This window comes from Corallococcus sp. AS-1-12, assembly GCF_020036995.1.
GTDB lineage: Bacteria > Myxococcota > Myxococcia > Myxococcales > Myxococcaceae > Corallococcus.
In genome coordinates this window covers 26,938-53,851 of sequence record NZ_JAIQDD010000010.1, presented here as the reverse complement: position 1 = coordinate 53,851, position 26,914 = coordinate 26,938, and the positions used below count along the sequence as shown (strand labels likewise).

Below are 26,914 nucleotides of genomic sequence, written 5' to 3'. Positions count from 1 at the left end.
CGTGGCGGGTGGGATGAACACAGACGTGGCGAACGTCCGTCAATCCCTGTTCAATGACTCCTCCTGGCCGCCTGGCTGTCTTTCAGGCCGCCTCCACGCCGCCTGTGAAGCGCTTCACAGTTTCCGCGAGGACGGGCCGGTAGCATTCGCGCACCATGTCCCTGTTCGCGCGCCTGCAGGCCCTGCTGTCCGCCCACCCGTCCGCCCCGGCTCCGGCGGCCGGGCAGTCGCCCGCGGCCTCCTCGGCGCACCCGGTGGCGACCGGCGCCCAGGCGGAGGCGGAAGGCGCCCCCGCGCCGCCGCCCGTCTGCACACGCTACCTGCCCGCGGGCCAGGTGGTGGTGCGCGAGGGCGACCCGGGACACTCCATGTTCGTGGTGCTGGAGGGCCGCGTCGCGGTGCTTCGCGGCGGCGAACCCGGCGGCAACACGGAGGTCGGCCGCCTGGGGGCCGGCGAGTTCTTCGGGGAGCTGGCGCTGCTCACCGGCACGCAGCGCACCGCGACCATCGTGACGGTGGAGGACGCCGTGCTGCTGGAGCTCACCCAGGCCGGCGTCCGGGAGCTGGGCAAGGACTACGGCGTGAAGGGCGAACAGATGCAGGTCGCCGCCCGGGAGCGCCTGCTCGCGGACGCGCTGCGCAGCAACCCGCTCATCGCCGCCCTGCCCCCGGAGGTGCAGCACGAGCTGGGAGACTCGTTCGTCCCCTGCACCGTCCCCGCCGGTGAGACGCTGCTCACCCGAGGCCAGCCAGGGGACGCGCTCTACGTCCTCATCCGGGGCCAGTGCGAGGTCTTCCACACGCACAGCGACGGCCGCCAGTCCGCCTATCCCAAGCTGGAGGAAGGCGCCCTGTTCGGGGAGATCTCCCTGCTGCGCAGCCGGCTGGCCACCGCCACCGTGCGCACCGTGACGCCCTGCACGCTGCTCAAGCTGGAGCGCGAGGTGTTCAGGAAGGCCTTCCTGGGCCAGCCCGACCTGCGCGGCGCGCTGGTGCGCCTGGGCCTGGAGCGGCTCAAGCACACCATGGAAGTCATGGGCGAAGCGAAGTAGTCCGCCGTCCTCCGCGAGCGTCTGTCTTTACCGCAACGCCTTCCGGGCACCGGTGGACCAGAGCGCCCAGGCCATCAGCACGGGCTGGAAGAACAGCCGCGCCAGGCGCTTGCGGTCCGTATCCAGACCGAACGCGGAGAGGCGCTTGTCGTACTGGTGCAGGTTGCCGGGGAAGACCGCCGCGAAGAAGGCCGCCAGTCCCAGCCCCAGGGGAACCCGGTGGCGCTTGTCGAAGAGCAGCGACAGCCCGAGGCCGATCTCCACCACGCCGGAGAGCAGGACGACGAGGTCCTTGTCCATGGGCACCCAGTCCGGCACCTGCGCCTGGAATGGTCCGCGCGCGAAGGAGAGATGCCCCGCGCCGGCCCCGACCATGAACGAGCCCAACACGCCGCGCCCCACGTTCTGCAAAGGTGTCGTCCTGGCTTCCTGAAGCACGGTCCGCCTCCGTCCCGGTTCAATCCCAATCACCGAAAGGTGGGGTGGCGAACTGGCGGGTGCAAGACAGGGGTGAGGCCGCCTCCACGCCAGGGGGACGGGCGAGAGGGCACGAATCACCTCCGCCGCGCGGCATCCTCCAGGTAGGCGCGCACCACGGGCATGAGCGGCAGGCGCAGCGCGGTCTCCACGTCGAGCCACCCGGCCCACACCACCTCGCGCTGGTCGAGCACGAGCCGGGGCTCCGCGGCGAACTCCAGCTCGACGAAGTGGCACAGGTCCCGCTTGAACTCGTCCGTGTGACGCAGCTCGCACACGACGCGCAGACTCGAGGCCGGCACGTGCAGCCCCACCTCCTCGCGCAGCTCCCGGGCGCCCGTCTCTTCCGGAGACTCGCCGCGGTGCCGGCCGCCGCCCGGCAACGAGAAGGCCTGCTTGTAGGAGTTCTGCAGCAGCAACACCTCACGCCCCCGCCACACCCCCACGAGCGTGCCCTCCGTGCGCGGGCGGCGCACGAACCACCACGCGAGCGCCAGGTGATAGGCGCCGCGGTAGGCCACGCGCATGACGGAATCAATCGGGGTGCTCATGCCGCCGAGGCTACCTGGCCACGGCAGGGCCGGAGGAACCCGTGTTAAAGTGGAAGACATGGGAAACATAGGTCCAGTCGGCAACCGGAGTGTCTCGCTCCCGGTGTCCAACCCGGTGACGGAGGCCCGTCCGGCGGCTCCAGCCGCCTCCACGGCTCCGGCCGCGCCCGCACGCACGCCACGGCAGGTGGCGCTGCAACAGGATGGCTTCGAGGGCCCCCGCGCTCCGGCCCCGGTGAACCTGACGGGCGCGGGCGGTCCGGCGCCGATGGGGCAGCGCGAGCGGGCGCTGGCGGTGGTGCGGCAGGCGCCCCCGGGGTCGGTGGGCGCGGCCATCCGCCCGCTGCTGTCCGGCGCGATGCAGGCGATGGGCGCGGTGGGCTACGCGGCAGGTGCTGCGCCGGGCGCGGCGGCCCTGGGCGTGGAGGGCATGGCCCAGTCCCAGATGGCCCCCCACCTGCTCCAGCGGATGCAGGAGCAGGCACGCGCGGGACAGGCCGCGGGACGCGAGGCGGCGGCGGGCCAGGTGGGTGACTTCTACGAGGCGAACCGCGAGCTGCTCAACCGGCCCGCGACGCCCTCCAACATCTGGGAGTTCGCGATGCGCGAGACCGCGTTCTTCCGGCAGCAGCCGCTGGGGGTAAGCATGGCGGCGTCGCTGATGAGCGGCGAGACCCGCGCGCACCTCATCGCGGGCAGCGCGCTCCTGCAGCGCATCCTGCCTTAGCCAGTCATCGCGACCTGCATCAGCCGTGGATCAGCTCCCCGGCCTCCAGCATCGCGATGAACTTCTCCAGCCGCCGCGCGCGCGTCTCCGGCTTCTTCGCGTCGTGGAGCCGGAAGAGGATGGCGAAACGGTTGGCGCCCTTGAGCGTGGCGAAGGCCGCCTTCGCCTTCGGGTTCTTCTCCAGCGCGAGCGTCAGGTCCTCCGGCACCTCCATGGTCTTCTGCCCCGCGTACGCCGCCTCCCAGCGGCCATCCGCGCGCGCGGCCTCCACCTCGCGCAGGCCCGCGGGCTTCATGCGTCCGGCGGCGACCAGGGTCTCCACCTTGCCGCAGTTGATCTTCGACCACTTGCTGCGCGGCTTGCGCGGCGTGAAGCGCTGGAGCCAGTACTCCGAGTCGAGCGCGCCCTTCTGCCCGTCGATCCAGCCGTAGCAGAGCGCCACCTCCAGCGCCTGCGCGTACGTCACGGACGGGATGCCGGACTCCAACTTGGCGAGCTTCACCCAGACCCCCGGCGAGTCGACGTGGTTCTTCTCCAGCCACTTCTCCCACGCCTTCTCCGACGCGAAGGGCACGACGGGGAGCTCCTGCTTCGCCTTCGCCTTCATGCGGTCCAACACCTTTCCCTGCCCCCTGGCTCGCGCCGGGTTCATGACAATCCCACTCTACCGGCGGAAGGCGGCCCGGGCGGAAGCGGTTATGAACCACGCCATGGATGATTCCACCCACGCCCGTCCGCCGAACGCCGTGCCGCCCTCGCTCGCCCGCGTGGCCTTCCACGCCGTGGCGGCCGGGCTCACCCCGCTCATCCCCGTGCCCTTCCTGGACGACTACGCCCTGCGCCAGGTGCGCGAGCAGTCCGTGCGCGACCAGCTCAAGGACAAGGGCCTGAAGGCCCCGGACAAGGCCGTGGCGGTGCTCGCCGGCTCATACGAAGCGCGCGGCCTGGGCGGACGGCTGGTGTCCTACCTCAAGGCCGTGGCCCTCTTCCCCGTGCGAAAGGTGTTCCGCAAGGTCTTCTTCGTCCTCTGGGTGAAGGACTGCGTGGACCTGACGAGCGTGTGCCTGCACCACGGCTACCTGCTGCACCACGCGCTGGAGCGAGGCGACCTGGACGCGGCCTCGCTCCAGGGGGACGCGCCCCGCAGGGTGCAGGCCGCCATCGTCGCCGCCTGCTCGGAGATGGACGCCCGCCCCATCAACCAGGCCCTGCGCCGGCTCTTCCGCGGCAGCCGGGTGCTGATGGCCGAGGCCACCCGCGCCTTCCTGGATCCGAAGCGCGGCGGCGCCCGCGTGCCCGACCCGAAGGACGAGCGCGCGGAGGTGCGGTCCCTCACGGACCGGCTCCTCCAGGAGATGTGGGACGAGCGCGGCTACTTCACCGCGCTGGAGGCCCACTACGACAAGCACCTGAAGCGCGGCCCCATGCCCGAGCAGCCCCGGGCCGCGACGGGCACCTGAAGCCAGCCGGCGCCAGGGCTCAGGGCACCGGCGCGGCGGCGGTCTCCAGCGGCGCGCGGATGCGGGCGGAGAAGTCGTCCCGCCCCTGCGCGGCCAGCGCTCGCGCGTTGATGTGGTAGCGCTGGCGGACCTGCTCCAGCGGCACGTCCGTGTCGATGATGCCCAGCTCGTACGCGAGCGCGTCCGAGAACGCCGGCATCAACGTGCGGTGGTCGTACGGTACGTCCTTCGTGGCCACCTTCTCGAAGTGGTGCACCAGGTTGGTGGTGCAGTTGCTGGTGAGCGTGTCGTAGAACTCCGGCTGCGTGTGCAGCCCGTTCATCCGCCGCACCATGTCCATGAAGAACGCGGTGATGCGCTCCTTCGACGCGTTCACTGGATACACATACACGTCGTCATGGCGGAAGTTGGAGCGCAGTTGCACCAGGTCCCGCTCGTCGCCCACGACGTAGGTGAGCTCGAAGCGGCGGAACAGGCCCCCCAGCGCGGAGAAGGTCTCCCCCTGCTCGCGCCGCACCTCCACGGAGAACACCACGTGGCGGCCGTCCTGGAAGCCGAAGCTCACCATCGTGTGCGCGGCGCCATAGAAGCCGGAGAACGGCTCCACGATGAACGACGCGTCCGTGAGCGCGTCCGTGTCGTAGGTGGCCGTGTACCAGGCGGGGTCCCAGTCCGTGGTGCCGCGGTAGCGGAAGTCGCGCACGTCGTGGAGCGTCACCCGCGTCCCGGCCACCTCCGCCCACGGCGCCCGCGACAGGTCCGGCGCCCAGTCCCGCGTGTTGGAGGGCTGGAACGTCCGCACCCACCCGTACACGGACAGGCAGCCCAGGAGCATCACCGCCACGCCCCAGCGCCGCGAACGCCACCGCCAGGCCGCCACCGCCAGGGCCACCAGGGCCCCCGCCACGAGGCTCCGGGCCCCGTGCGGCCCCTCCGGCCCCGTCCCCGTCAGGGCCAGGGCCAGCGAGGCCCAGGCGCCCCCCAGGAGGAGCACGAGCCCCGACACGGCGTTCTTCCAGATGCGCATGCGGCCGAGTATCCGCGCCCCGTGCCGCTCGTGTCACGGAGGCGGCTTCCGGGGGCGGTCCCGGCGGGCGGCCGGGCGCGGATCCCCCCTCCCGGGAAGGACCGGGATTTGTCGCAACCGCCTACCTTGACCGCTTTTCCCCGGGTGTGCGACGAAAGGGGGGTCCCCAGCTTCCAGGAGTCACACCCCATGAGCGACGAGCGCGAAGACACGACCGTTTACAAGGTCGTCGTGAACCACGAAGAGCAGTACTCCATCTGGCCCGCGGACCGTGAGAACGCGCTGGGCTGGAAGGACGCCGGCAAGCAGGGCCTGAAGGCCGAGTGCCTGGAGTACATCAAGGAGGTCTGGACGGACATGCGTCCCCTGAGCCTCCGCAAGAAGATGGAAGAGGACGCGGCCCGCAACAAGAACTGAAGGCCTCGTGCGCTTCCCACCACGCCCTCCCCGCTTCAACGGGGAGGGTGGGCCGGCCCCGCTAGAGGTCCGGCGGAGGCCTGACGCCCAGGTGGCAGGCGCGCAGGCGAGCTGGGTGCGGTTCTCCGCGCCCAGCTTGCGGTAGAGCTGCGTGACGTGTGACTTCACCGTGCGCTCCGCGATTTGCAGGTGCGCGGCGATCTTCAGGTTGTCCGCCCCGCCCGCCACGTACTGGAGCACCTCGCGCTCGCGCTGCGTGAGCAGCAACAGGACGCTCGCCGTGGGTGACGTCACCGGCGGGTGCTCGAAGTCGTTGCGCAGGAGCTGCACCGGGAAGAGGCGCTCCCCCCGCACCAGCGATTGGACCGCGGAGGACACCGCGTTCACGCCCAGCCCCGCGCGGAAGAGATACCCGGAGGCCCCTTCGTCGAAGCACTGGGAGATGACCTCCGGCGTGCTCACCGCGGACAGCAGCAGCATGCGCACTTCCAGCCGGCGCTTGCGGGCCTCGCGCAGCAGGTTGAGCCCCTCCGTCACGGAGCACCCGATGGCGGCCTCGCCGTCGCTCTCCACGTCCAGGATGGCCACCTGCGGTGGATCCGTCCCGAGCCCGTCCAGGAAGCCGCGCACGTCGCGCGTCACCGAAGTGGAATGACCCTCACCCCGAAGCCCGTCGGAAAGGCCCTGCCAGGCCGCCCACGGTCCTTCGAGAATCGAAATTCGAACTGCCGATTGATTCGCTGCCATGCGATGGCCCCCCAGCCGTCGTGGCGAATTGCTTTCAATGCTACCTGTCGACTTCAACCTGCCCCGGAGTCGGTGGAACCGCGGCGGAACTTCCGCCTGTGCTGAGCGTGCGAGAACCGCGCTTCAACTCCATCCGGGGGTCCTGTGACTGCTGCCCTGCGGACTGCGTCTGCGACTGCCGAACTGGCCCGTCCGGGCCGAACCTCCTTTTTCGTTTCAAGCAAATCCAGCCAACCGAGACCCTAACATCATCCAAGGCCTCTTGCGAACGGACCCGAGCAGGACTGTCAATTGCGCACGGAACGCATGGAAATCCAGGGCCTCGTCCGTCAGGTCGTGATCGCTGTCAGCCCAGGGACATACGTCCCGCGTCCAGATTCGGATGTTTTCATCGGTGTTTCGTCCCATGCCCGGGCGAGGCCCCGGCATGCATGGAGATGGCGCGTCCTGGATGGCAAGGGCGTATGCTGTGCGTCCCGCGCGCATGACTCCCTCCGCCCCCGCACCCCATGTCGACGTCGCCACGCCCGAGCGGGTGGCCCTGTCCCTGCCCGTGGCCGGCATCGGCTACCGCTGTCTCGCGTGGCTGGTGGACGCGAGCCTGCTGTTCTTCTTCTGGGTGGCGCTCTACTTCGTCATCACCCTGCTGGTGTCCGACGTGCTGGGGGCCTTCCAGGCGCTGTCGGGGCTCACGCAGACACTGCTCGCGGTGGGCCTCTTCGCCACGCAATGGCTGTACTGGACGCTGGCGGAGGTCTTCTTCCATGGACAGACACCCGGCAAGCGGGTGCTGCGCATCCGCGTGGTGCGAGAGGATGGCTCGCCGGTGGGCTTCTTCGAAAGCGCGGTGAGGAACCTCTGCCGTGCCGTGGACTTCCTGCCGGTGCTCTACGCCACCGGCTGCATCACCATGCTGCTGGACTCACGCCACCGCCGGTTGGGAGACATGCTCGCCGGAACCGTGCTGGTGCGCGAGGAGGCCATCGACCTGGACAAGTACACGCAGGCGCCCGCGGTGGACGCGCCAGACGCGGGCGCGCACCGCCCCCTGGACGCGGAGGACGTGGAGCTGGTGCTGGCGTTCCTGTCGCGCGCGCCCGGCCTGGAGCCGGAGGTGCGGCGGCGGCTGGGCGCGCGGCTGGTGGACCGCGTGGGCGCGTCCCTGACGGACGAGGAGCGCGCGCGGGTGCTCCAGTCGCCGGAGGCCACGGAGGCCTTCCTGCGCACGCGCGCGAAGGCGGTCCACTGACATGGCCGCGCCCCTGCCCACGTTCGTCACGCGGCGCCGGCCGGACTGGGACGCGCTCCAGGCGCTGCTGACGCGCCAGCGCGCGGGCCGCTTGAGCCTGGCGGAGCTGCGCACGCTGGACACGCTGTACCGGCGCGCGGCCGCGGACCTGGCGCGGGCGCAGACGTTCTATCCGGGCACGGACGCGCACCGCTTCCTCAACCAACTGTGCGCGCGGGCGTATGGCGCCATCTACCAGCCGCCGCGCGAGCGCTGGGCCTCCACGCGCGACTTCTTCCGCCGGGACTTCCCCGCCACCCTGCGCCGCGAGGCGCGCTTCGTGGGCGTGAGCGCGGGCCTGCTGGTGCTGGGGCTGCTATTGGGCGCGCTGGTGGTGACGCTGGAGCCGCGCGGCGCGGAGCTGCTGGTGCCGGAGGGCGTGCGGCGCTACGTGGCGCAGGGGCGCATGTGGACGGATGACCTGCTGTCCGTGGCGCCGCCCAACGCCGTGGCCTCCGGCATCGCGACCAACAACCTCACCGTGACGCTGTTCGCGTTCGCGTCCGGCATCCTGCTGGGCGTGGGGCCCATCTTCACGCTCGTGAACAACGGCGTGCTCATTGGCGCGGTGGGGGCGCTGTGCTTCCGCGAGGGCATGGCCGCGGGCTTCCTGGACTTCATCGCCGCGCACGGGCCCGTGGAGCTGTCCATCATCGTCATCGCGGGCGGCGCGGGGCTGATGGTGGGCCAGGCGCTCATCGACCCCGGCGAGCTGCCGCGCGCGCAGGCGCTCCAGGCGCGCGGGCGTGAAGCCGTGAAGCTGGTGGTGGGCTGCGCGCCCTTCCTGGCCGGCATCGGCTTCGTGGAGGGCTTCATCTCCCCGGGCCACCTGTTCCCCACCTGGGCCAAGGTGGGGCTGGGCCTGTCGCTGGGAGCCCTCTTCTGGCTCTACCTGTTGCGCGCGGGCAGGACGGACGCGGGTGTGGCGCGCGAGGACGTGCCGGACGCCATGGCCTCCAGCCGCTTGCGCTGACGGTGCTTGAGGATGCGCTCGTAGGCGTCGTTGACCTCGCGCATCTGCTCCGCGGAGCCGCCCCGGTCCGGGTGCCGCTCCAGGGCCAGCGCGTGGAAGCGCGCGCGAATCACGTCCGGCGAATCCAGCGGCGACACGCCCAGCGTCTGGTACGGGCACTGCTCCTGGACGGCGGAGAGCCACTTGTCCAGCCGGTCCTTCACCTCCACGAAGCGCGCGTCCGCGTCCGAGGTGTCCTTCACCGGGTGCGTGCGCATCTTCGCGTCCGCGCGGAACACCTCGCTGTAGGTGCTGGACACCCAGCGGTGGCACGAACCGCACCGGTAGTACTTCACCCGGGTTCCGGGCTGGAGTGTCATCATCACGCCGCAGTGAGTGCACTCCACCGTGACGTTCTCCAGTGTCTGCCAGCTCGCGACCGCCGCACCCATGGTGACTTCGACCTCCGTTCGCAACACGCCTGTAGCACCGGCAAACTCCCACAGCGGCGGATCCCGTCAAGAAAATGTCGCGCACGACCCGGGGGGTGGCCCCGGTGCGCTGCCGGGCTTCCCGGGTTTCGGGTAGAACGAGCCCCATGCGACCGCTCCTCGCCGCCGCCCTGCTCCTGACCGCCGCCGCGCACGCCCAGGCCCCGTCGGCCTCCCCGGCCGCGGCGCCCAAGGCCGCCCCGAAGGCCGACAAGGCCCCCGCGGAGCGCGCCGCCCCCGCGCGGCCCCCGGTGGATGCCGGCGCCGCCGACGTCTCCCTCCTGAGGGGTCTGCTGTGGGCGGCGGAGCCCGCGCCGGAGGAGATCCGCGCGCTCGCCATCGAGGACCTGGCGCTCCTGGGCGACCCGCGCGCCCTGGACCCGCTGGCCGCGTTCATCTGGGACCCGAACCCGCGCATCCAGCAGGCCGCGCTGCGCGCGGTGGCCCTCTTCCAGCACCGCCGCGCGGAGGAGATCCTGGGCAACGTCGTGCGCCACCCGCGCCTGCCGGACGCCCTGAAGATTCAGGCGCTGAGCGGGCTGCTCTACCAGCGCACGCAGACCGCACGCCGGGTGGTGCAGGACGTGGCCGCGGACAGCCGCGTGGGCTACGCGGTGCAGAACGCCGCGCGCTCGGTGGCGTCGCAGTGGGAGGCCGCCCCGGCCGCCGCGCCCTGAAACACGCCTGCCTGTCTGCCCTCCAGGCCTGACGCCCCGCCCGGGCCGATTCCTGGAGTGCGCGCGTGTATGGGTTAGACTGGGGCGCATGAAGATCACCCCCCTCGACATCCGGCAGAAGCGCTTCGAGACGGTGATGCGCGGCTTCGCGCGTCCCGAAGTGGGCGCGTACCTGGAGCTGATCGCCGGCGAGTTCGAGGAGGTGGTGAAGGAGAACATCGCGCTCAAGGAGGAGCTGAAGCGCACGCAGGCGCGGCTCGAGCAGCATCAGGAGCGCGAGCGCACCCTCCAGGAGACGATGGTCACCGCCCAGCGCATCAGCGAGGACCTGAAGGACGCCGCGAAGAAGGAAGCGGAGATCATCATCGCGGACGCGGAGCACCAGGCGGAGAAGATCGTCCACGGCGCCCACCAGCGGCTGGTGCAGGTGGTGGAGGACATCAACGAGCTCAAGCGCCAGCGCACCCAGTTCGAGTCGCAGGTGCGCTCCGTGGTGGAGGCCCACCGCAAGCTGCTGGAGACGTTCGCCGCGCCCACCTTCGCGGACCGCGACTACGCGCGCGTGGAGGACAACGTCGCGTTCCTGTCGCAGAAGAAGGCCACCTCCAACGACTAGCGTCGCGCGCATGCCCGCCCCCTGGATCAAGGCCATACCCGCCGGGGTGGAGCTGACGGTGCTCGTCCAGCCGCGCGCGTCCCGCACCAAGGTGGTGGGCGAGCATGACGGCCAGCTCAAAATCCAGCTCGCCGCGCCGCCCGTGGATGGTGAAGCGAATGCGGCCCTGGTGGAATTCATCGCCAAAACGCTGGGCGTGCCGCGTCGCCAGGTGACACTCGTGGCGGGTGACACGTCGCGCCGTAAGCGATTGAGGGTGGAAGGGGTTGATGCGGCGGCGGCCGAGGCTGTTATCTCTGGTGGACCGTGAGGCCACGCATGCTCCGCCTGTTCGCCTTCTTGATGATGCTGCTGGCCTCGCCGGGCGTGTTCGCGCAGGAGGAAGGCCCCCGGGGCATCCACGCCACGGAGGCCGTCGTCACGGACGCCGCGCTCGTGCCCCACGCCCGCCCGGCCATCGTCGCGGGGGAGCTGAAGACGCAGCGCTTCGTCATCCTCCACACCGCGAAGGCGGCGGGCGCGGCCCGGGCCCTGGCCGGGCAGATTGAAGGCGTGCGGGACGCCTTCGGCGCGATGCTGGGGCGCGACTGGCCGGGCACCACTGAAATCCGCCTGGGCGTGGGCCGCCAGGAGTTCGAGGCGCTGGCGCTCCCCGGTGGCAAGCCTCCGGGCTGGGCCGTGGCGCTCGCCTACCCCGGACATCAGATCATCCTGCTGGACGCGCTCAGCCTGAGCGACTCGGAGGGCCCCACCACGCTGCGGCACGAGCTGGCGCACGTGGCGCTGGGCCAGCTCGCGAAGGACTGGCCGCGCTGGTTCCAGGAGGGCGTGGCGCAGAACCTCACCGACGAGCGCTTCTCCGTCGCCCACTACAGCGCCCTCTTCCGCGCGGTGACCCAGGAGCGCGTCTTCCACTTCGAGGACCTGTCCGACGAGTGGCCGGACGTGCCCGCGGACGTGGAGATCGCCTACGCCCAGAGCGCCGCCTTCGTGGCGTTCCTCACCGGCAAGCACGGCGCGCACGCCATGGGCCTGCTGGTGGACGGCGTGCGCGCGGGTGAGCCCTTCGAGCAGGCCTTCGGCAAGGCCTTCCGCACGTCGCTGCTGCTGGAGGAGCAGGACTGGCGCGAGGGGCTCGCGGCCCGCTACGGCTGGCTGCCGCTCACCACCAGCTCCGCGCTCCTGTGGCTCACGGCCTCCATCCTGTGCGTGGCCGCCTTCGCGCGCCGCATGCGCCAGAAGGCCGCCCGCATGACGGAGCTGGCCGCGGAGGACGCCGCCGAGGACGCCGCGCTGCGCCTGCTCGCCGCCGCCCGCGCCGCGGGGCCCGTCCCCGTGGACGGCGCCGAGCCGCTGTCCCCCGCCCTCCCCTGGCCGGAGTGGCCCGCCGCCACCCCGCCCGCCGCCCCGCCCAATCCGTCCGCGCCCAGCCAGCCGGAGGCCCTGGAGGGCGCGCCGGAGACGTTGGAGTCGGGCGCGGGCCACCCGGAGGGCCCGGACGAGATGGACGGAGATGACGAGGAGCTGGAGTCCCCCAGCGGCGAGTACGAGCTGGACGGCGAGGCCCCGTCGGGCCGCCCGCCCAAGCCGACGCTCCACTGAGAGGCGCGGCGTTCCCAGGCAGGGAAGGTTCTTCCCCTGCCCCCCGCCTTTCAACACCCGCCCCGTAGGATTTACGTCCTCCGGCCACCCTTCAGGGCAGCCCCATTGCCCAAGTGGGCGATTTCACTGGGGACCGGCAACCGTCTGGCGTTGGCAAAGCCCTTGCTATGTCTTTGCTCGCGATGCGGACGACAACGGACATGGCGGCGGAGCGGGGACGGAAGAAGGCCGGGGCGGCCCGGGTCTTCAGCAAGCAGCCGGAGCGCATCGCGGCCCTGTGGCGGCGGATGCGGCTGGCGGCGCACGAGGGCCAGGGCGTTCCGGGCCCCAGCCTGCTGGACGGACTGGTGGAGCCCTTCGTCCGGGAGCTGGGGCTGACGCTGGAGGGCGTGGAGTCCAGCCCCTGGAGCCGCACCCGCGCGGTGCTGCGCCTGGCGCCGGAGCGTGGCGCGCGCGCCCTGCATGACGAGTTCGCACTGCTGCGGCGGTGCCTGGTGGACGCCCTGGAGGTGCTGGGCGGTGGAGACGCGGAGCGCCAGCGCATCAACAGCGCGCTCGACGAGGCCGTGGACAGCGCGGTGGCGCTGCTCCAGCGGATGGCGGACCCGAAGGCGGATGGGCCCCGGGTGCCGTTCGGCGGTCTGGTGGTGGAGTACTTCGAGCGGCCGTCCCACGCGCGCCGGGCCCCCATGGGCCGCCGCGACGAGCGGTCCGCCATGCATTGAGAGGATTGGGTTGTAAAGGTTTGCCGATCCGTCCGGCTTGACACTCCTCATTGAGGAAGGGTCCGGGGGCTGGCGGGAGGGAGCGCTGTCATGGATGGGGGTCCGTGACGCGCCTTGAGGGTGCGAGTTCCTGCTCGGGGGAGCGGTGAGCCGCACACAGTCGAACGCCGGAACGCGTGGATGGGGGTCCGCGCGCTCCGCCGGTCGGACGGATCGGCATGTTTTGTCGGGGGGATTGGGGATGGGGCAGCGGGAGGGCGCCTACGGGGGTGGGCGCTCTCCCGCGTTTTTTCGTGCTCAGTGCGCGTCCGCCCAGCTCTTCCCCGCGCCCACCTCCACCTTGAGCGGCACCTTCAGCTCGGCGACGGAGGCCATGCTCTTCACGGCCAGGGCCTTCACGGCCTCCACCTCCGCGTCCGGCGCCTCGAAGAGCAGTTCGTCGTGCACCTGCAGGAGCACGCGCGTCTTCAGCTTCTGCTCCTTGAGCGCGGCGTCCACGGCCAGCATGGCCTTCTTCATCAGGTCCGCGGCGGTGCCCTGGATGGGCATGTTGATGGCGGCGCGCTCGGCGGCCTGGGCCACCGCCCGGTTCTTGGAGAGCAGGTCCCCCATCAGGCGGCGGCGGCCGTAGAGCGTCTCCACGTAGCCCACCTTGCGCGCCTTCTCCACGGTGTCCTCCAGGTACTGGCGGATGCCCGCGTACCGGGTGAAGTACCGCTCGATGACGTCGCGCGCGTTCTCCTGGGAGATGCCCAGGCGCGTGGACAGGCCGTGCGCGGACAGGCCGTAGGCGATGCCGAAGTTCACCGTCTTCGCCACGCGGCGCTGCTCGCGGTCCACGTCCTTGGGGTCCACGCCGAAGATCTCCGCCGCCGTGCGGCTGTGGATGTCCTCGTCGTTGCGGAAGGCCTCGATGAGCACCGGGTCCTCCGCGATGTGCGCCAACAGCCGCAGTTCAATCTGCGAGTAGTCCGCGCTCACCAGTTGGTGCCCCGCGTCCGCCACGAAGGCGCGGCGGATCTCCCGCCCCAGCTCCGTGCGGATGGGGATGTTCTGGAGGTTCGGGTCGGACGAGGACAACCGGCCGGTGGCGGTGGCCGCCTGGTGGTACGTGGTGTGGATGCGCCCGTCCTTCGCCACCAGCGTGGGCAGCGTGTCCAGGTAGGTGCTCTTGAGCTTGGACAGGCCCCGGTATTCGATCAGCGCGCGCGCGAGCACGCTGTGGTGCTCCTCCGCCAGCTTCTCCAGCACCTCCTGGTCCGTGGACGGGCCCGTCTTGCCGCGCTTGAGGATGGGCAGCTTCTGCTCCTCGTAGAGCACCTGCGCCAGTTGCGGGTTGGAGCCCAGGTTGAAGGCGTGGCCCGCGGCTTGGTGGCACTCGGCCTCCTTCGCCTTCACCTCCACGTCCACGCGCTCGGACGTGCGGCCCAGCTCCGCCACGTCCAGCTTCACGCCCTCGCGCTCCATGCGCGCGAGCACGGGCAACAGCGGCAGCTCCAGCGTGCGCGCCAGCTCCGCGAGCCCGCCCAGCTCCAGCTCCTTCCACAGCTCCGGCGCCAGCCTGCGCGCCGCGTCCGCGCGCACCGCGTACGCCGCGGCCACCTCCTCCGGCCCGTGGTCCGCCAGCGGCCGCCCCTTCTTGCCCTCCACCGACGCGGGCAGCGCGGGCAGCTCCGAGCGCAGCCGCTCCCGCGCCAGGTCCGCCAGCGCGTGCTCCCGGCGCGACGGGTTGAGCAGGTAGCTCAAGAGCTCCACGTCGTCGTGCGCGCCCTCCAGCGTCAGCCCCTCATTGGCCAGCACCAGCGTGAGCGCCTTGAGGTCATGTCCGCCCTTCTTCACCGCCGCGTCCGCCACGACGTCCTTCATCACCGCGGTGAAGGCCGCCACCGGCACCTGGGTGGCGCCCAGTTGCTGGTGCCGCAGCGGCACGTAGCGCGTGGAGCCGTCCGGCAGCGCCACGCCCAGGCCCACCAGGGGCGCCGCGAAGGGCATGCCCTCGAAGGCGGGCACCAGCGTGAGGGCCCCGGCCGCCTTCGCCGCGTCCGCCAGCGCCTTCAGCTCCGCCTCGGTGGTGACCAGCGTGGTGGTGGTGGCGAGCGGCGCCACGTCCGGCCGGGCCGGGGCCTCCTCCGCGGGCAGGTCGCGCAGGAGCGCGTAGAACTCCAGCTCCGTGAACAGGTCCCTGGCGCGCGTGGCGTCCGGCGCGCGGCGGACCAGGTCGTCCAGCTTCACGTTGAGCGCCAGCCCGGTGTTGAACGTGACGAGCTGCTTGGCGCGCGCCAGGCTCTCGCGGTGGGACTCCAGCGCCGCGCGGATCTTCGGCTTCTTCACCTCCTCCACGCGCGCGAGCAGCGTCTCCACGTCGCCGAACTGGTGGAGCAACTCCACCGCCGTCTTGTCGCCCACGCCGGGCACCTTGGCGACGTTGTCCACCGCGTCGCCCACCAGGGCCAGGAAGTCGCGCACCTGCCCGGGCAGGATGCCCATCTTCTCCTGCACGTCCGCGACGCCGATGCGCTTGTTCTTCGCGGGGTCGAAGAGGGTGATGTCCTCGTCGACGATCTGCATGAAGTCCTTGTCGCTGGTGATGACCAGGACCTGGAAGCCCTCCGCCTTCGCCTGCATCGCCAGCGTGCCGATGACGTCGTCCGCCTCCCAGCCCTCCGCGTCCAGCGAGGGCAGGTTCAGCACGTCACCCACCTTGCGGATGAGCGGGAACTGGGGCGTCAGGTCCTCCGGCGGCGCCTTGCGGTTCGCCTTGTACGTGGGGTCGATCTTCTGACGCTCCACGCGGCCGGACTTGTCGAACGCCAGCGCCACGTGCGTGGGCTTCAGCTCCTGCAGGGCCTTGAGCACCATGCGGGTGAAGCCCAGCACCGCGTTGGTGGGCACCCCCTTGCTCGTCGTGAGCGGGGGGATGGCGTGATAGGCGCGGAAGATGAAGCCAGAGGCGTCGAAGAGCGCCAGACGGCGCTCGGAGCGCGGGGGGCTGGTGTCGGCCATCCCCCGTCCCTAGCGCGCCTCCCGCTGTCTGTCCACGAAGCCCCACACCGGAGCGCCGCTCAGCGGCACTTCAGCTCGGCCTTCTTCGCGGCCATCTGCTCGGCGATGCCGTCACCCGGCACGGCGTAGTCCTCCACCGCCTGGAAGTCCGAGCAACCGCCCACGTTGTTCAACGCGTTCTGCGCCTGCGTGGAGCAGAAGGCCACCACGCGGTTCAGGTTCGTGTTGCCCTTGTAGAAGTCGAAGCCCATCTTCCAGATGCGGCAGCCACGGCGGCGGTCCTCGCGGTCGGCGAAGTGCTTGCCGCGCAGGTAGGCGGAGGCCGCCAGGTCCTGGAACATGTTCTTCCGGTAGAAGGACAGGTGCGACTCCGCCAGCTCCGCCATGATGCGCTTGTCCGTCGCCAGCGCGTCCTTGAACGGCGCCACCGCGCGCTCGGGGTCGTCGTTGGTGATGGAGCTCTCGCCCGTCTTGAAGAGCTGATCCACGTTGGACACGTCGCGGATGAGGTCGTCCGCCAACTGGTGGTACTGCGCCTGGTCCTCCTTCGAGCGCAGCTTCTGCAGCGTCGCCATGGCCTCGCTGCCGCGGCCGTTCCAGTAGTCCATCATCGCCGCCTGGACGAGCTTCGGGGCGTAGCGCTTGGCGAACATGGCGCGCACCTCGCTGGCCTGATCCACGCCCAGCCCGTCCTCCTGAAGGATGTCGGACACCGGGCACGTCCACGGCTGGGCGTTGCGGTCCACGCGGTTGCGGGCCACCAGGAACTTCACGAACATGGCGTCCTTGGGGCGCCACTCGTTCTTGCGCAGGCCGCCCTCCAGGCGGAGCGTCTGACCGATGGGCGGCTCCAGGTCCTCCTTGCTCTGCTTCTGGCACCACACTTCCATGTACTGCTGGCAGCGCTGGACCGCGGGCCCCCACTGCGAGTTGTTCAGGTAGCGATTGCAGTCGAACTTCGCGCGCTCCACGAACTGCTCGGCCGTCTCCTTCGCCTTGGAGCGGGCGCGGCGGAAGTACTCGCTCTCCTTCGGAATCTTGCGCAGATACTCCAGCGCGTCCTTCTCGCGGTTGAGCTCGATGGCCTTCTTCGCGGCCTCGAAGTTGCCGAAGGCCTCCTTCTCCAGCTTGATGCGCCGCACGAGGGTGTTCGCCTCGGCGTTGATGGGGTCCATGTCCAGGGCCTGCTCGCACGCCTTCTCGGCGCGGTCCCAGTCGGGAGCCCCCATCTCGTTGGAGGAGTACGAGCGGCACTCGCTGAGGAACTCCTGCACCTGCGCCGCGGGATCCAGCGGCGCGGCGGGCCCCGTCTTCTGCGCCTTCTGCGGCGCCCCGATGGAGGTCTTCACCACCGCCGCCACCGCCAGCAGCGCGATCACTCCGCCCGCGACCACCAGCAGCTTGCGCTTCTTGTCCGCCTCGGGAGCCGCCCGGCCGCCGCGACGGGCCGGCGCCGCACCCGCACCGGGACGGCGCGAGGGCGTGTCGGCGGACTCGTAGGTCATCTCCACCACGCCGAACTGGAGGACGTCCCCGGGCTGCAGGTCGACGAACTCCTCGCCCAGCAGCTCGCCGTTGAGCAGGGTGCCGTTGGCGCTGCCCAGGTCGCGCGCGATGACGCCAGAGCCCTCGCGCTTCACCTCCGCGTGCTTCCGGCTCACGGAGTCGTCATCCAGGACGACCGCCGCCGGAGGCGCCCGGCCCACCAGCACCGTGCCGTTGATGGGATAGGACTTGCCCGCCCACGGCCCCGTCATGCCCTTGAGCACCGGCCCCGAGCTCGCGCCCGCCGCCGCCGCGGCAGCGGCCCCCGCGCCCGCGGACGTCGAGCGCGCCGGCCGCTTCGCCAGCGCGCCCTCGGGCTTCGCGGCCCCGTTCTGCGTGGCCTTGGCGCGGATGCTGGGCATGGCGCGCGTGCCCTTCACGGGCGCGTCCGCGAGCGTCGCGGGATCGCCGGGAGGAGGCGTCGCCGCGCGGCGGCCGCTGGTGCTCCGGGCGCTGCCCTTGAGCTTCAGCTCGTAGTCGCCCAGCAGCACCTGCGAGGCCGGCGTCAGCGCCGTGGGCCCCTCGATGCGCTCGCCGTCCACGAAGGTGCCGTTCTGGCTGCCCCCGTCCTCGATGTAGACGGCGCCGCCCTCCACGTAGACGCGCGCGTGCTGCCGCGACACCCCGCCTTCCGTGAGGACCAGGTCATTGCCCTGCTGGCGGCCGATCTTCAGCTCGCCCGCGATCTCGTGCTCGTGCTCAGTGCCGTCAGGGTGACGGACGACCAGGGTAGGCATGGACGCGTCAGTCCTCGCGGAAGATGCTCATGTTCACGGGGATGCCCTTGCGCTGGAGCTCGTCGTAGAACTTCGGCACGAAGCCCGAAGCCACGAAGCGCCCGCGCACCTTGTGGTCCTCCGTGAAGCCGTCCTGCTTGTAATAGAAGATGTCCTGGAGGGTCACGATGTCGACCTCCATGCCGGACACCTCCGTGACGAAGCAGATCTTGCGCGTCCCGTCGGAGAAGCGCGTCTGCTGCACGATGAGGTGCACGGCGCTGGCGATCTGCTCGCGGATGGCCTTCACCGGCAGCTCCATGCCGGACATGAGCACCATGGTCTCCAGCCGGGCGATGGCGTCGCGCGGCGTGTTCGCGTGCAGCGTGGTGAGCGAACCGTCGTGGCCGGTGTTCATGGCCTGGAGCATGTCCAGCGTCTCACCGGAGCGGCACTCGCCCACCACGATGCGGTCCGGCCGCATGCGCAGGCAGTTCTTCACCAGCTCGCGGATGGTGATGGCGCCCTTGCCTTCCAGGTTGGGCGGGCGGCTCTCCAACTGCACCCAGTGGTCCTGCGGCAGTTGGAGCTCCGCCGCGTCCTCCACCGTGATGATGCGCTCACCCTCCGGGATGAACGAGCTGATGATGTTCAGCGTCGTCGTCTTCCCGGAGCCCGTGCCGCCGGAGATGACGATGTTGCGCCGGGCCGTCACGCACATCTCCAGGAACTCGGCCATCTGCGCGGTGATGGTCTTGTACTTGATGAGGTCCTGGATCTTCAGCGCGTCCTTCTTGAACTTGCGGATGGTGATGCAGGGGCCCTTGAGCGCCAGCGGCGGGATGATGGCGTTCACGCGGCTGCCGTCCTTGAGGCGCGCGTCCACCAGCGGGCTGGACTCGTCGATGCGGCGGCCGATGGGCGCCACGATGCGCTCGATGACGCCGAGCACCGCCTGGTTGGAGGAGAACGTCTTCTCCGACAGGGTCAGCTTGCCCTTGCGCTCGATGTAGATCTGGTTGGCGTGGTTCACCATGATCTCGCTGATCTCTTCCGACGCGAGGAACGCCTCCAGGGGCCCCAGGCCCAGCGCCTCGTTGATGACGTCGGTGAGCAGCTCCTCCCGGTCCACGTCCCCGGGAAGCTCCTGGTCCGCCTCCATCTGGTCGATGATGTCCCGGATGGCCTTTTCCGTGCGGCGCCAGAGCTCCTCGTCCCCGAGCCGGTCCATGTCCATGCGGCGCAGGTCCAGGTACTCGATGAGCCGGTCGTGGATCTCCTTCTGGAGCCGCGAGTAGCGCTCCAGCCGGGGGTCCACCTTGCGCTTGTTCTTCGCCATGGCCGCGGCCATGGACGCGGGCATGCGGCTGGGCGCCGCGGGGGCGGGCGGAGGCGGCTCCTCCTCGTAGGGCTCCTCCTCCTCGTAGGCCTCTTCCTCGTAGGCCTCCTCGCCCTGCTCCTCGTCGTAGCCCTCGTCGGCGGGCTCTTCTTCCAGCGGCTCGACGTTGAGGATGTAGTCGCCGATGGAGACCTGGTCAGTCGGCTTGAGCACCATGGGCCCGGCGATCTTCTTGCCGTTCACGAAGGTGCCGTTCGTGGACTTCATGTCCACGATGATGAAGCGGCCGTCCTTTTCGACGATGCGGGAGTGGGTCTTGGAGACGTTCCCCTTGGCGAGCACGATGTCGTTGCCAGCAATCCGGCCGATCGTGATCTCGTTCTTGGGGTACTCCCGCTGCTCCGAGCCGCCGCCCTTCTCCGTCAGCGTGATGAGAAACATGGGTCGGGATGCTACCAAGCCCTCCTACGACCTCAAAGACTCCTGAGACGCTCGCCCGCCTGCTGCCCGGAAACGAACGAGCCGGCACCCGCCCCCTCTGAAGCAGGGATGGGGCCGGCCCGGATCCGACGTGGCGGCGCGAAAGGCCGTCAGTCGAAGATGTTGAAGTTCACCTCGGAGCGGGCCTGCTTGTAGCGGGTCTTCACGTCCTCGATGATGCTGCGGACCTTGTCCGAGTCCGGGTTCACGATGCGCGGGGTGACGAAGATCACCAGCTCGCGCTTGGTGGAGTCGAACGCGCGGTTCTTGAACAGCTCGCCCACGATGGGGATGTGACCCAGGCCGGGCAGCTTCGCGACGGCCTTCTGCTCGTCGTGGCTGAACACGCCGGACAGCACGATGGTCTCGCCGTGGCGCACGGTGACGTTCGTCTTCACCTTGCGGGTGCGGAAGCCGGGGATGGCGGACGAACCACCGAAGGACACGGACACGGAGGTGTCGATTTCAGAGGCCTCGGCCTCCACCTCCGTCTGGATGTTGCCGTTGCGGTCCGCGGTGGGGCGGATGTTCAGGATGACGCCGTAGGGCTTGTACTCCACCGTGAACTGCGTGTTGGTGATGAGGGGGATGGGCACCTCGCCGCCGGCGAGGAACTCCGCCTTCTCACCGCTGGCGCACACCAGCTTGGGCTGCGCCAGCAGGCGGCCGTAACCGTCGTTGGCCTGGAAGCCGATGCTCAGGTCGGAGCCGCCCGTCGCGCCCATCACCAGGTTGGAGATGGCGTCGCCAGACGGGATGAGCGCCTTGTTCAGCGTGGCGGTGGCCGTCAGCGTGCCGGTGATGTCCGTGGGGTACTTGATGCCGTAGCGGTCGCGGCTGTTGCGGCGGATCTCGACGAACTGGACCTCGGAGAGGATCATCCGCTTGATGCCGACCACGAGCAGGTTCTCCACCTTCTCGCCGATGGCCTTGGTGATGAGCTCCGCCTTCTGGAGGTCCTGCTGGCTCTCCACGGAGCCCTCCAGGAAGATGGTCGCGCCCACCACGTTGGCCTGCACGTTCTTCAGGCCCGCCTTCTGGAAGGCCGCGTTCAGGTTCTGCGCCACCAGCTTCTTGGCGTTGGGGGCGATCTTCACGAACGACTTCACGTTCGGGTACAGGCTCACCACCTGCTCGATGCGGTCCGCGTCCTGCGTGGTGTAGGCCTGACCGTCCAGGTAGATGCGGTCACCCACCATGCGCACGGACACGCCTTCGATTTCGCCGAGCAGGCGCTTGATCTCGGAGATGACCTCGTTGGGGTCCTGCTTGCGGACCGTCACCAGGTAGCTGATGCGCTGACCGGAGGACTTCCAGACGAGCAGCGTCGTCTTGCCTTCCGCGTTACCGGTGACGAGCAACTGGCCGGTGCCGAGCGTCTTCACCTCGGCGATGGATGGATCACCCAGCGCGACGCGGCTGAGGCCGGGAATGGTGAGCACCTTCTGGGTACCCACGCCCAGGCTGACGGAGCTGCCCTCCTGGGCCTGGGCAGGGGCGCTGGCCACCACCGTGACGACGGCGCCGAGCGCCAGGGCTTGCGTGAAGCGAGTGAACATCGTGTGAGTCCCCTTCTTGCGTGCGCGCGCCCGGCCTGACGGCGCGCTATCCCAGATGTTGTTGCTGCCACCACATGGCCCAGAAAGTCCCGAGCGCGATGGAGACGCCGTAGGGGATGTGTCGCACCGGAGCGGGCGAGGTTTCCTCGCGCATCCATTTCATCCGCACCGCCCAGCGGCGGGCCACCGCCGCCAGCGTGTCCCAGACGGCCCCCTGCCACAGCAGCGTGACGAGGGCCTGCAGCGCACCCGTGAGCGAGATGAAGGCCGCCGCGGCGAGCACCGTGGGAAAGCCCAGCACGCAGCCCACGCCCGCCATCAGCTTGACGTCACCCCACCCCATGCGCCCGCGCAGCGCACCCGGCACCAGCAGCAGCGCGAGTCCCGCGCCCGCCAGAAGCCCGCTCACCAGCCCCGACTCCAGCCCGCCCACCCCTTCGGACACACCGCGCACCCCGAGCCCCAGCACGATGAGCGGATAGGTCACGGCGTTCGGGATGAGCCGGCGCAGCACGTCGGTCACCACCGCAATCACCAGGGCCACTCCCAGAATCGTCCACAGCGCGAGCTGAACAGGTGTCATTCGGCACCTGCTCCCATGGGGAGCAGGCGACCCCCATCAAACAATGGAGGCCCTCAGCCCGTCAATTCCTGAACAAGGCCATCGCACCGTGGGGCCCCGCGTCATCCCGGCATCAGTGGATGACGAGGCGGATCTTCTCGCTGCAGATGAAGTACTCGTCCCCGTCCTCGACCTTGCGGCGCTTGATGCGCTGCTTGTTGAACCAGGTCCCGTTCGAGGAGCCGAGGTCCTCGATGTAGAAGTCGCCGCCGTCGCGGGCGATGACGGCGTGCTCGCGCGACACCTTGCCGGAGTTGATGACGAAGTCGCAGTGCTTGCCGCGGCCGATGACGTAGCGGTCCTTGACGATCTTCTCCTGCTCGCCGGACTCCGTGACGAGGTAGAGCGCGGCGCCCTCCTCCTCGTCCGGCTCCTCCATGGGCTCTTCTTCCTCGGCCTCCTCGGGAGGCTCGTCCTGCATGTCGTCGAGCGGCGGCTCCTCCTGCTCGGGCAGGGGCTCCTCCTCGTCCTCGATCATGTCGTCCGCGGAGGGCGGGGGCGGCTCGTTCTTGCCCTTGATGAGCCGCTCCAGCTCGGCGGCCGTCTCCAGGACGCGCTCGGCGACCTCGCGGCGGACCGGATCATTGTCCAGCCCGTTGGAGGAGGGCCGCTCCTCCGCGTTGCGCGCGGCGGGGCGCGCGGCCGGCGCGGGGGCCAGGACCGGGGGAGCGCCCTTGGCCGCGGAGGCCGGGGGCGTGGAAGCGGCCGGACGCGCCGCCGGCGCGGGCGCGGCGGACGGCACCGCCGCCACGGCGGGCTCGCCCTTCGTCCTCACGTCGATGAAGCCGTTGAGGCGCGCGAACATGAACAGCGCCTGGTTGATGAGCGCGTCGCGATCCGAGCCCATCTGCTGGGCCATCTCTTCGTACGTCTCCCACAGGTGCTCGGCGATGCCGACCTTGCGTGCGGGACGGGAGTTCTGATCGATCATCGGTCTTGGCTCGGGAAATGCTGGACGTGAGGGACGATAGCAGAGCCGCTCGGGCGCGCCCAGTTACTGGAACGCCCGGAGATACGTGAGGTTGTCCAGGTTGTCGGTGATCGACTCCAGGGCCACCTGGAGCACGCCGTCCGCCGAGGGGTACGCGACGTAGGCCAGGCTGGAGCCGTCCACGTCCGTGGCCACCACGGAGGAAGGCAGGGTGTAGACCGCCAGGTTGCTCGCCGAGGTGGTGTCCACGCCGAAGACGTAGCGGCGGAAGCGCGGCAGCAGCGTCACCAGGTAGCGGTCACCGGCGTTGAGCCGGCTCTCCACGCCGATGGTGGGCGTGATCTTGAGCGTCAACGGCGCGGGCGCGAAGGTGGTCGGCGAGCGGGGCGGGTCCAGCCCCAGGTCGAAGCCGTCCGCGTGGTAGTAGTAGTCCAGGAACGTGGAGACCGTGTACGCCTCGTTGACGTCCAGGCGCTGCAGGTAGCTGTCGCGGGTCTCCGCGCCGGCATAGAGCACGAAGGGCTTCACTTTAGGGCCCGCGCGCACGGAGAACGACGGGAACGACGCGCAGGGCTCCGCCGCGGCGGCGACCGCCGGGTCGGACAGGTTCGGGTAGAGCCGGGTGAGGCCGTTGCCCTGGTCCTCCAGGCGCAGGATGGGGATGACCGCCGGGCAGGCGCCCGCGTTGTTCGCCAGGATGATGGAGTCTCCCGGGATCACGCCGCGGGCCGTCGCCACGGACGTCTCCACGAGGAGCGCGGGGTCGTCCTGGGTCAGGTCGCGCGAGAGGCCCACCAGTCCGGGCAGCACGCCCTGGAAGACGAAGCGGTACGTCCCGTTGGGCACCGAGCCGTTGCAGAGGAACGCGGTCACGTTGGTCGTGTTCTGCACCTGGGGACAGCCGGGCTGCTCCACGAGGATGCCCGGGAACTGATCCGCGCGCGTCAGCTCGTTGCTGTCGCGCAGCTCCGCGGACACGGACGCGTCCAGGGGAACGTTGTCGGAGCCGCGGTCCAGGTTGAACGCGCGCCGCTCGTCCGCGCGGAAGAGGGTAATCTTCCCGTCGGACGACGGCATGATGCCCAGGAGCGGGATACCGGTGGTGTAGCCCACGCCGTCCGCCAGCAGCTCGCGGACCTCCAGGCCCGTGCGCAGCGTGAGGCCGGTGGGCAGCCCCGCGGTGGGCCGCAGGGTCAGCATGGGCGCGCCGGTGATGTCGCGGGCGAGCACCGGCGCCGGGGACGGAGCCGCCACCGGGTCCGGCCCGTTGTCGAGCGCGATGACGCCCTCGCAGTCAGACGAGTTGCACGTCAGCTCGTCCAGCACCGCGAACACGAAGCGGCCCGCGGGCCAGGACTCGCTGCAGAACGTGGTCCCGTCCTCCCGGCTCTTCTCCTCGCTGCCCGCCGGGCAGGTCCCATTGTCGAGCTTGGGCTTCTGCACCTCGTAGCTGGGGTGCGTGGCCACGAGCCGCGCCGGGATGTCCACCAGGTCCGCGTAGTCAGGCACCGCGTAGGGCGCCGGACGCGGCCGCTTGTACGCGACCTCCACGGACGCCCCGTCCGCGACGACGCGCACCAGCCGGCTGGTGCCGGACACGTTCCGGATGGCGACCACCAGCGAGTCCGCCGCGTCGGCCCGCGCGGGCAGCGTGACCATGGACAGCACCGTGTCCGCCGGCTTGAGGCAGAAGACGGGCAGCGCCGGAGGCAGCGCGCTCGCGTCGAAGCCCTCCGGGCCGGGCAGGTCCTGGCGCATCACGACCCCGCCGCCGAAGGGACCGCAGAGCTGCTCGGCGGCCTCCGGGCGGGTCTGGAGCGCGTAGTACAGGACGCTCGGCGCGCCCTCCGCCACCGGGGCGTGCGCGGCGAAGGCGGTGATGAGCTGGCCGGTCGCCAGGCGCGTCACCTCGTTGAGGCGCGCGCGGTCCGCGGCCACCACGGAGATGCCGCGGCCGCCGGAGCTGCGCGCGTAGATGTACGGGCCGGACACGTCCTTGCCCGCGGCGTCGTAGCCCACGTCGCGGGTGAGTGAGTCCGGCCGCGCGATGACGGGGATGGCCAGGGGCTCCAGCGGGTTGGGCGCGGGGATGAACTCACGCGGCGAGCGCGTCAGGTCCAGCACGCGCAGCTCATCCCGGTCCTGCGAGGTGACGAAGACGAGCTGGTTGGCGAGCACCACGTCGTACGTGCCGGACAGGCCGGCGGCGCCCGCCGTGGAGGTGGTGTCGGAGCAGGCGAGCGCGAGGCTCGCGCCGCTCAGCAACAGGGCAGCAAGAAAGCCGCGCTTCAAGGTCAGTTCTCCTGGCACACGCTGGTGCCCTGGTTCGGATCACGCTGCTGCTGCGTGCCCAGCTTCGCCACCACCCGCGCGTCCTGGGGACGCCCGAGGTCGGGGATGTCCACGATGGCCACCTGTCCGTCACCGAAATTGGTCACGAACAGCCGCGCCGCGTTCGTCCCGGCGGGGTTGTCCACCGTCAGCCCGAAGGCCTGCGACGGGTTGCTGGTCTGGTTCTGGTTGTTGACGAGCGGCACCTGCGCCACGACCTGCCCGAGCGCCTCGTCGTAGAGGGACACCGCGCTGTCGCCGGTGCTCGTCACCGCGATGATGTGGGTGTCCGCGTTGGGCACGCCCGGCGTCCGCGAGATGACCTGCATGTCGCTCACGCCGTCGGGCATGGGCACCGCGGAGACCACCCGGAAGAAGGGCTGGGTGGACGCCCCTCCCGGGACCGCGTCGTACTCGAAGTCGATGGTGAGCAGGGTGTCCGGGCCGCGCGCCAGCATGTACAGCCGCTCGCGCACGAAGTTCGGGCGCGCCGCCAGCTCCTCCGCCGTCACCGGGCGGGGCACCACGCGCGCCGCGCGCGCCTCGCGGATGCGGAAACTCGCCTGCAGCGAGGGCTCCAGGATGGTGCCGGGGTCGTTCTTGTCCACCAGCCGCAGCACGAAGTTGCCGGGCACGGTGCCGCTGATGCCGGCCACGAAGTTGCGGCCCGTCACGTAGAGGAAGCCCGCGCCCACCGTCACCGAATCCGAGCCGCCGTAGGCGTAGCCCGAGGGGGACAGCGAGATGAAGCCCAGCGTGTCGCGCGTGGGGTTGTCCAGCTTCACCGTGGCCAGGTAGTTCTCGAAGTTGCTGCTGGACTTCGCGGGCGAGTCCGCCGCCTCCGAGTGCGTCACGTACAGGTTGCCGCTCGCCTCATCCACCGTCACGCCGATGGGCGACGGGGCGCGGGGCAGGCCCGCGCGTCCCTCGTCACTGAGGGACGACGGGATGTCGTCGGTGAGCGACAGCGCGCCGTCGCGGCAGTCCACGCCGCCCTGCACGCAGGTGAGCACCGGAGCGCCGTTGGCCTCCACGCTCACGTCCACCGCGTTCAGGTTGTTGCCCTCCGCGCGCGAGGGGACGAACAGGCGCGGCAGCCCCGTGGCCGGGTTCACCCACAGGCCCAGCTCGCCCGCGAAGCTGCGGATCTGCACCAGAGACTCGTCCGCGGAGCTCAGGTCCTCGAAGGAGAGCGCGGCGTCCGGGAGCGCGCCGCCCAGGTGGGGGACCATGACGGCCTGCCCGTCCACCTGCGTGCTCAGCGTGTCCAGGTTCAGCGCCACCACCGAACCGGAGTCGTAGCAGTTGTCGAAGTTGGCGTTCGCGACGAAGAGGTAGCCGTTGCTCGCCGAGGGGCCTCCCGCCGCCGGAGGGCGCCAGAACGCCACCCCGCTGGGGTACACGAAGCGGGTGGACGGGGGCGGGTTCGGTTCGGATTCAAGCGAACACGCCCCGAGGAGCAGCAGCGCGGGGGTCAGGAAGTAGAGGCGCATCAGAGGGGGGCGGAGTGTAGGAACGCGGCCCTGCCCCGGGCAACTGAATAGGGCTGTCGCTATTCCCGGCCGCCCGCCCGCCGACA

At 70.5% G+C, this 26,914-nt stretch carries 24 protein-coding genes and 1 pseudogene; 11 read left to right on the top strand and 14 right to left on the bottom strand.

Features of this window, described 5'->3' with window-relative positions:
* The first annotated feature begins 155 nt into the window (after positions 1-155).
* Positions 156-1,052: a cyclic nucleotide-binding domain-containing protein gene (locus tag K8556_RS18265; RefSeq protein ID WP_223741352.1), complete on the top strand. Its 897-nt coding sequence runs from the start codon at positions 156-158 to the stop codon at positions 1,050-1,052.
* A 27-nt stretch (positions 1,053-1,079) separates the two neighbouring features.
* Here K8556_RS18265 and K8556_RS18260 read toward each other — a convergent pair whose 3' ends face one another.
* Positions 1,080-1,454 carry a hypothetical protein gene (locus K8556_RS18260; protein WP_223741528.1) on the bottom strand — a complete coding sequence of 125 codons (375 nt, stop codon included), beginning with the start codon at positions 1,452-1,454 and terminating at the stop codon, positions 1,080-1,082.
* A 152-nt stretch (positions 1,455-1,606) separates the two neighbouring features.
* Positions 1,607-2,080, bottom strand: a complete 474-nt coding sequence (locus tag K8556_RS18255) for an NUDIX hydrolase (RefSeq protein WP_223741351.1) — start codon at positions 2,078-2,080, stop codon at positions 1,607-1,609.
* Positions 2,081-2,138: 58 nt separating this feature from the next.
* Here K8556_RS18255 and K8556_RS18250 point away from each other — a divergent pair, with 58 nt between their 5' ends.
* Positions 2,139-2,807 (top strand): hypothetical protein, encoded by a 669-nt coding sequence (locus K8556_RS18250; protein WP_223741350.1) that lies wholly within the window; start codon positions 2,139-2,141, stop codon positions 2,805-2,807.
* Positions 2,808-2,826: 19 nt separating this feature from the next.
* Here K8556_RS18250 and K8556_RS18245 read toward each other — a convergent pair whose 3' ends face one another.
* Complete coding sequence (locus K8556_RS18245) at positions 2,827-3,459, bottom strand: YdeI family protein (RefSeq protein WP_223741349.1); 633 nt, start codon at positions 3,457-3,459, stop codon at positions 2,827-2,829.
* Positions 3,460-3,517: 58 nt separating this feature from the next.
* On the opposite strand from K8556_RS18245, the gene K8556_RS18240 reads away from it, so the two are divergent.
* Positions 3,518-4,267 carry a hypothetical protein gene (locus tag K8556_RS18240; protein ID WP_223741348.1) on the top strand — a complete coding sequence of 250 codons (750 nt, stop codon included), beginning with the start codon at positions 3,518-3,520 and terminating at the stop codon, positions 4,265-4,267.
* Between the two features lie 19 nt (positions 4,268-4,286).
* On the opposite strand, the gene K8556_RS18235 is transcribed toward K8556_RS18240, so the two are convergent.
* Positions 4,287-5,294: a DUF4105 domain-containing protein gene (locus K8556_RS18235; protein ID WP_223741347.1), complete on the bottom strand. Its 1,008-nt coding sequence runs from the start codon at positions 5,292-5,294 to the stop codon at positions 4,287-4,289.
* A 189-nt stretch (positions 5,295-5,483) separates the two neighbouring features.
* Between K8556_RS18235 and K8556_RS18230 the strand changes: the two genes are divergently transcribed.
* Positions 5,484-5,711 carry an MbtH family protein gene (locus K8556_RS18230; protein WP_014397734.1) on the top strand — a complete coding sequence of 76 codons (228 nt, stop codon included), beginning with the start codon at positions 5,484-5,486 and terminating at the stop codon, positions 5,709-5,711.
* Positions 5,712-5,772: 61 nt separating this feature from the next.
* Here the strand turns inward: K8556_RS18230 and fruA are convergent.
* Positions 5,773-6,458, bottom strand: a pseudogene (gene fruA / locus K8556_RS18225) (response regulator transcription factor FruA).
* Positions 6,459-6,942: 484 nt separating this feature from the next.
* Between fruA and K8556_RS18220 the strand changes: the two are divergent.
* Together K8556_RS18220 and K8556_RS18215 are read left to right on the top strand one after the other, a co-directional pair.
* Positions 6,943-7,707, top strand: a complete 765-nt coding sequence (locus K8556_RS18220) for an RDD family protein (RefSeq protein ID WP_223741346.1) — start codon at positions 6,943-6,945, stop codon at positions 7,705-7,707.
* Between the two features lies 1 nt (position 7,708).
* On the top strand, positions 7,709-8,719 hold the full coding sequence (locus K8556_RS18215) for a stage II sporulation protein M (protein WP_223741345.1): 1,011 nt from the start codon (positions 7,709-7,711) through the stop codon (positions 8,717-8,719).
* Here K8556_RS18215 and K8556_RS18210 read toward each other — a convergent pair.
* Positions 8,635-9,150 carry a J domain-containing protein gene (locus K8556_RS18210; protein ID WP_223741344.1) on the bottom strand — a complete coding sequence of 172 codons (516 nt, stop codon included), beginning with the start codon at positions 9,148-9,150 and terminating at the stop codon, positions 8,635-8,637. The two genes, K8556_RS18215 and K8556_RS18210, sit on opposite strands and share 85 nt — an antisense overlap.
* 146 nt (positions 9,151-9,296) lie before the next feature.
* Here K8556_RS18210 and K8556_RS18205 point away from each other — a divergent pair, with 146 nt between their 5' ends.
* From K8556_RS18205 to K8556_RS18185, 5 genes are all read left to right on the top strand, one after another.
* Positions 9,297-9,866, top strand: coding sequence for a HEAT repeat domain-containing protein (locus K8556_RS18205; protein WP_223741343.1), 570 nt, complete (start codon positions 9,297-9,299; stop codon positions 9,864-9,866).
* A gap of 88 nt (positions 9,867-9,954) precedes the next feature.
* The gene (locus K8556_RS18200) at positions 9,955-10,482 is read left to right on the top strand and encodes a DivIVA domain-containing protein (protein WP_014397740.1); all 528 of its coding nucleotides are present in this window, start codon (positions 9,955-9,957) and stop codon (positions 10,480-10,482) included.
* Between the two features lie 10 nt (positions 10,483-10,492).
* Positions 10,493-10,792, top strand: a complete 300-nt coding sequence (locus K8556_RS18195) for a DUF167 domain-containing protein (protein WP_223741342.1) — start codon at positions 10,493-10,495, stop codon at positions 10,790-10,792.
* Positions 10,793-10,800: 8 nt separating this feature from the next.
* A complete protein-coding gene (locus tag K8556_RS18190; protein ID WP_223741341.1) occupies positions 10,801-12,084 on the top strand; it encodes a hypothetical protein in 1,284 nt (427 codons plus the stop codon).
* A 182-nt stretch (positions 12,085-12,266) separates the two neighbouring features.
* Entirely contained in the window at positions 12,267-12,809 is a 543-nt protein-coding gene (locus tag K8556_RS18185; protein WP_223741340.1) for a hypothetical protein, read from the top strand.
* A 297-nt stretch (positions 12,810-13,106) separates the two neighbouring features.
* On the opposite strand, the gene polA is transcribed toward K8556_RS18185, so the two are convergent.
* The 8 genes from polA to K8556_RS18145 form a co-directional block, all read right to left on the bottom strand.
* Positions 13,107-15,812, bottom strand: coding sequence for a DNA polymerase I (polA, locus tag K8556_RS18180; protein ID WP_223741339.1), 2,706 nt, complete (start codon positions 15,810-15,812; stop codon positions 13,107-13,109).
* Between the two features lie 59 nt (positions 15,813-15,871).
* A complete protein-coding gene (locus tag K8556_RS18175) occupies positions 15,872-18,094 on the bottom strand; it encodes an FHA domain-containing protein (protein ID WP_223741338.1) in 2,223 nt (740 codons plus the stop codon).
* Positions 18,095-18,101: 7 nt separating this feature from the next.
* On the bottom strand, positions 18,102-19,853 hold the full coding sequence (locus K8556_RS18170; RefSeq protein WP_223741337.1) for an ATPase, T2SS/T4P/T4SS family: 1,752 nt from the start codon (positions 19,851-19,853) through the stop codon (positions 18,102-18,104).
* Positions 19,854-20,002: 149 nt separating this feature from the next.
* Positions 20,003-21,451, bottom strand: coding sequence for a type II and III secretion system protein family protein (locus K8556_RS18165; protein WP_014397747.1), 1,449 nt, complete (start codon positions 21,449-21,451; stop codon positions 20,003-20,005).
* Positions 21,452-21,497: 46 nt separating this feature from the next.
* Positions 21,498-22,034, bottom strand: coding sequence for a prepilin peptidase (locus tag K8556_RS18160; RefSeq protein WP_223741336.1), 537 nt, complete (start codon positions 22,032-22,034; stop codon positions 21,498-21,500).
* A 112-nt stretch (positions 22,035-22,146) separates the two neighbouring features.
* The gene (locus K8556_RS18155) at positions 22,147-23,004 is read right to left on the bottom strand and encodes an FHA domain-containing protein (protein ID WP_223741335.1); all 858 of its coding nucleotides are present in this window, start codon (positions 23,002-23,004) and stop codon (positions 22,147-22,149) included.
* 63 nt (positions 23,005-23,067) lie between these two features.
* The gene (locus K8556_RS18150; protein WP_223741334.1) at positions 23,068-25,296 is read right to left on the bottom strand and encodes a hypothetical protein; all 2,229 of its coding nucleotides are present in this window, start codon (positions 25,294-25,296) and stop codon (positions 23,068-23,070) included.
* A gap of 2 nt (positions 25,297-25,298) precedes the next feature.
* Positions 25,299-26,828, bottom strand: coding sequence for a YncE family protein (locus K8556_RS18145; RefSeq protein WP_223741333.1), 1,530 nt, complete (start codon positions 26,826-26,828; stop codon positions 25,299-25,301).
* Positions 26,829-26,914: the final 86 nt, after the last annotated feature.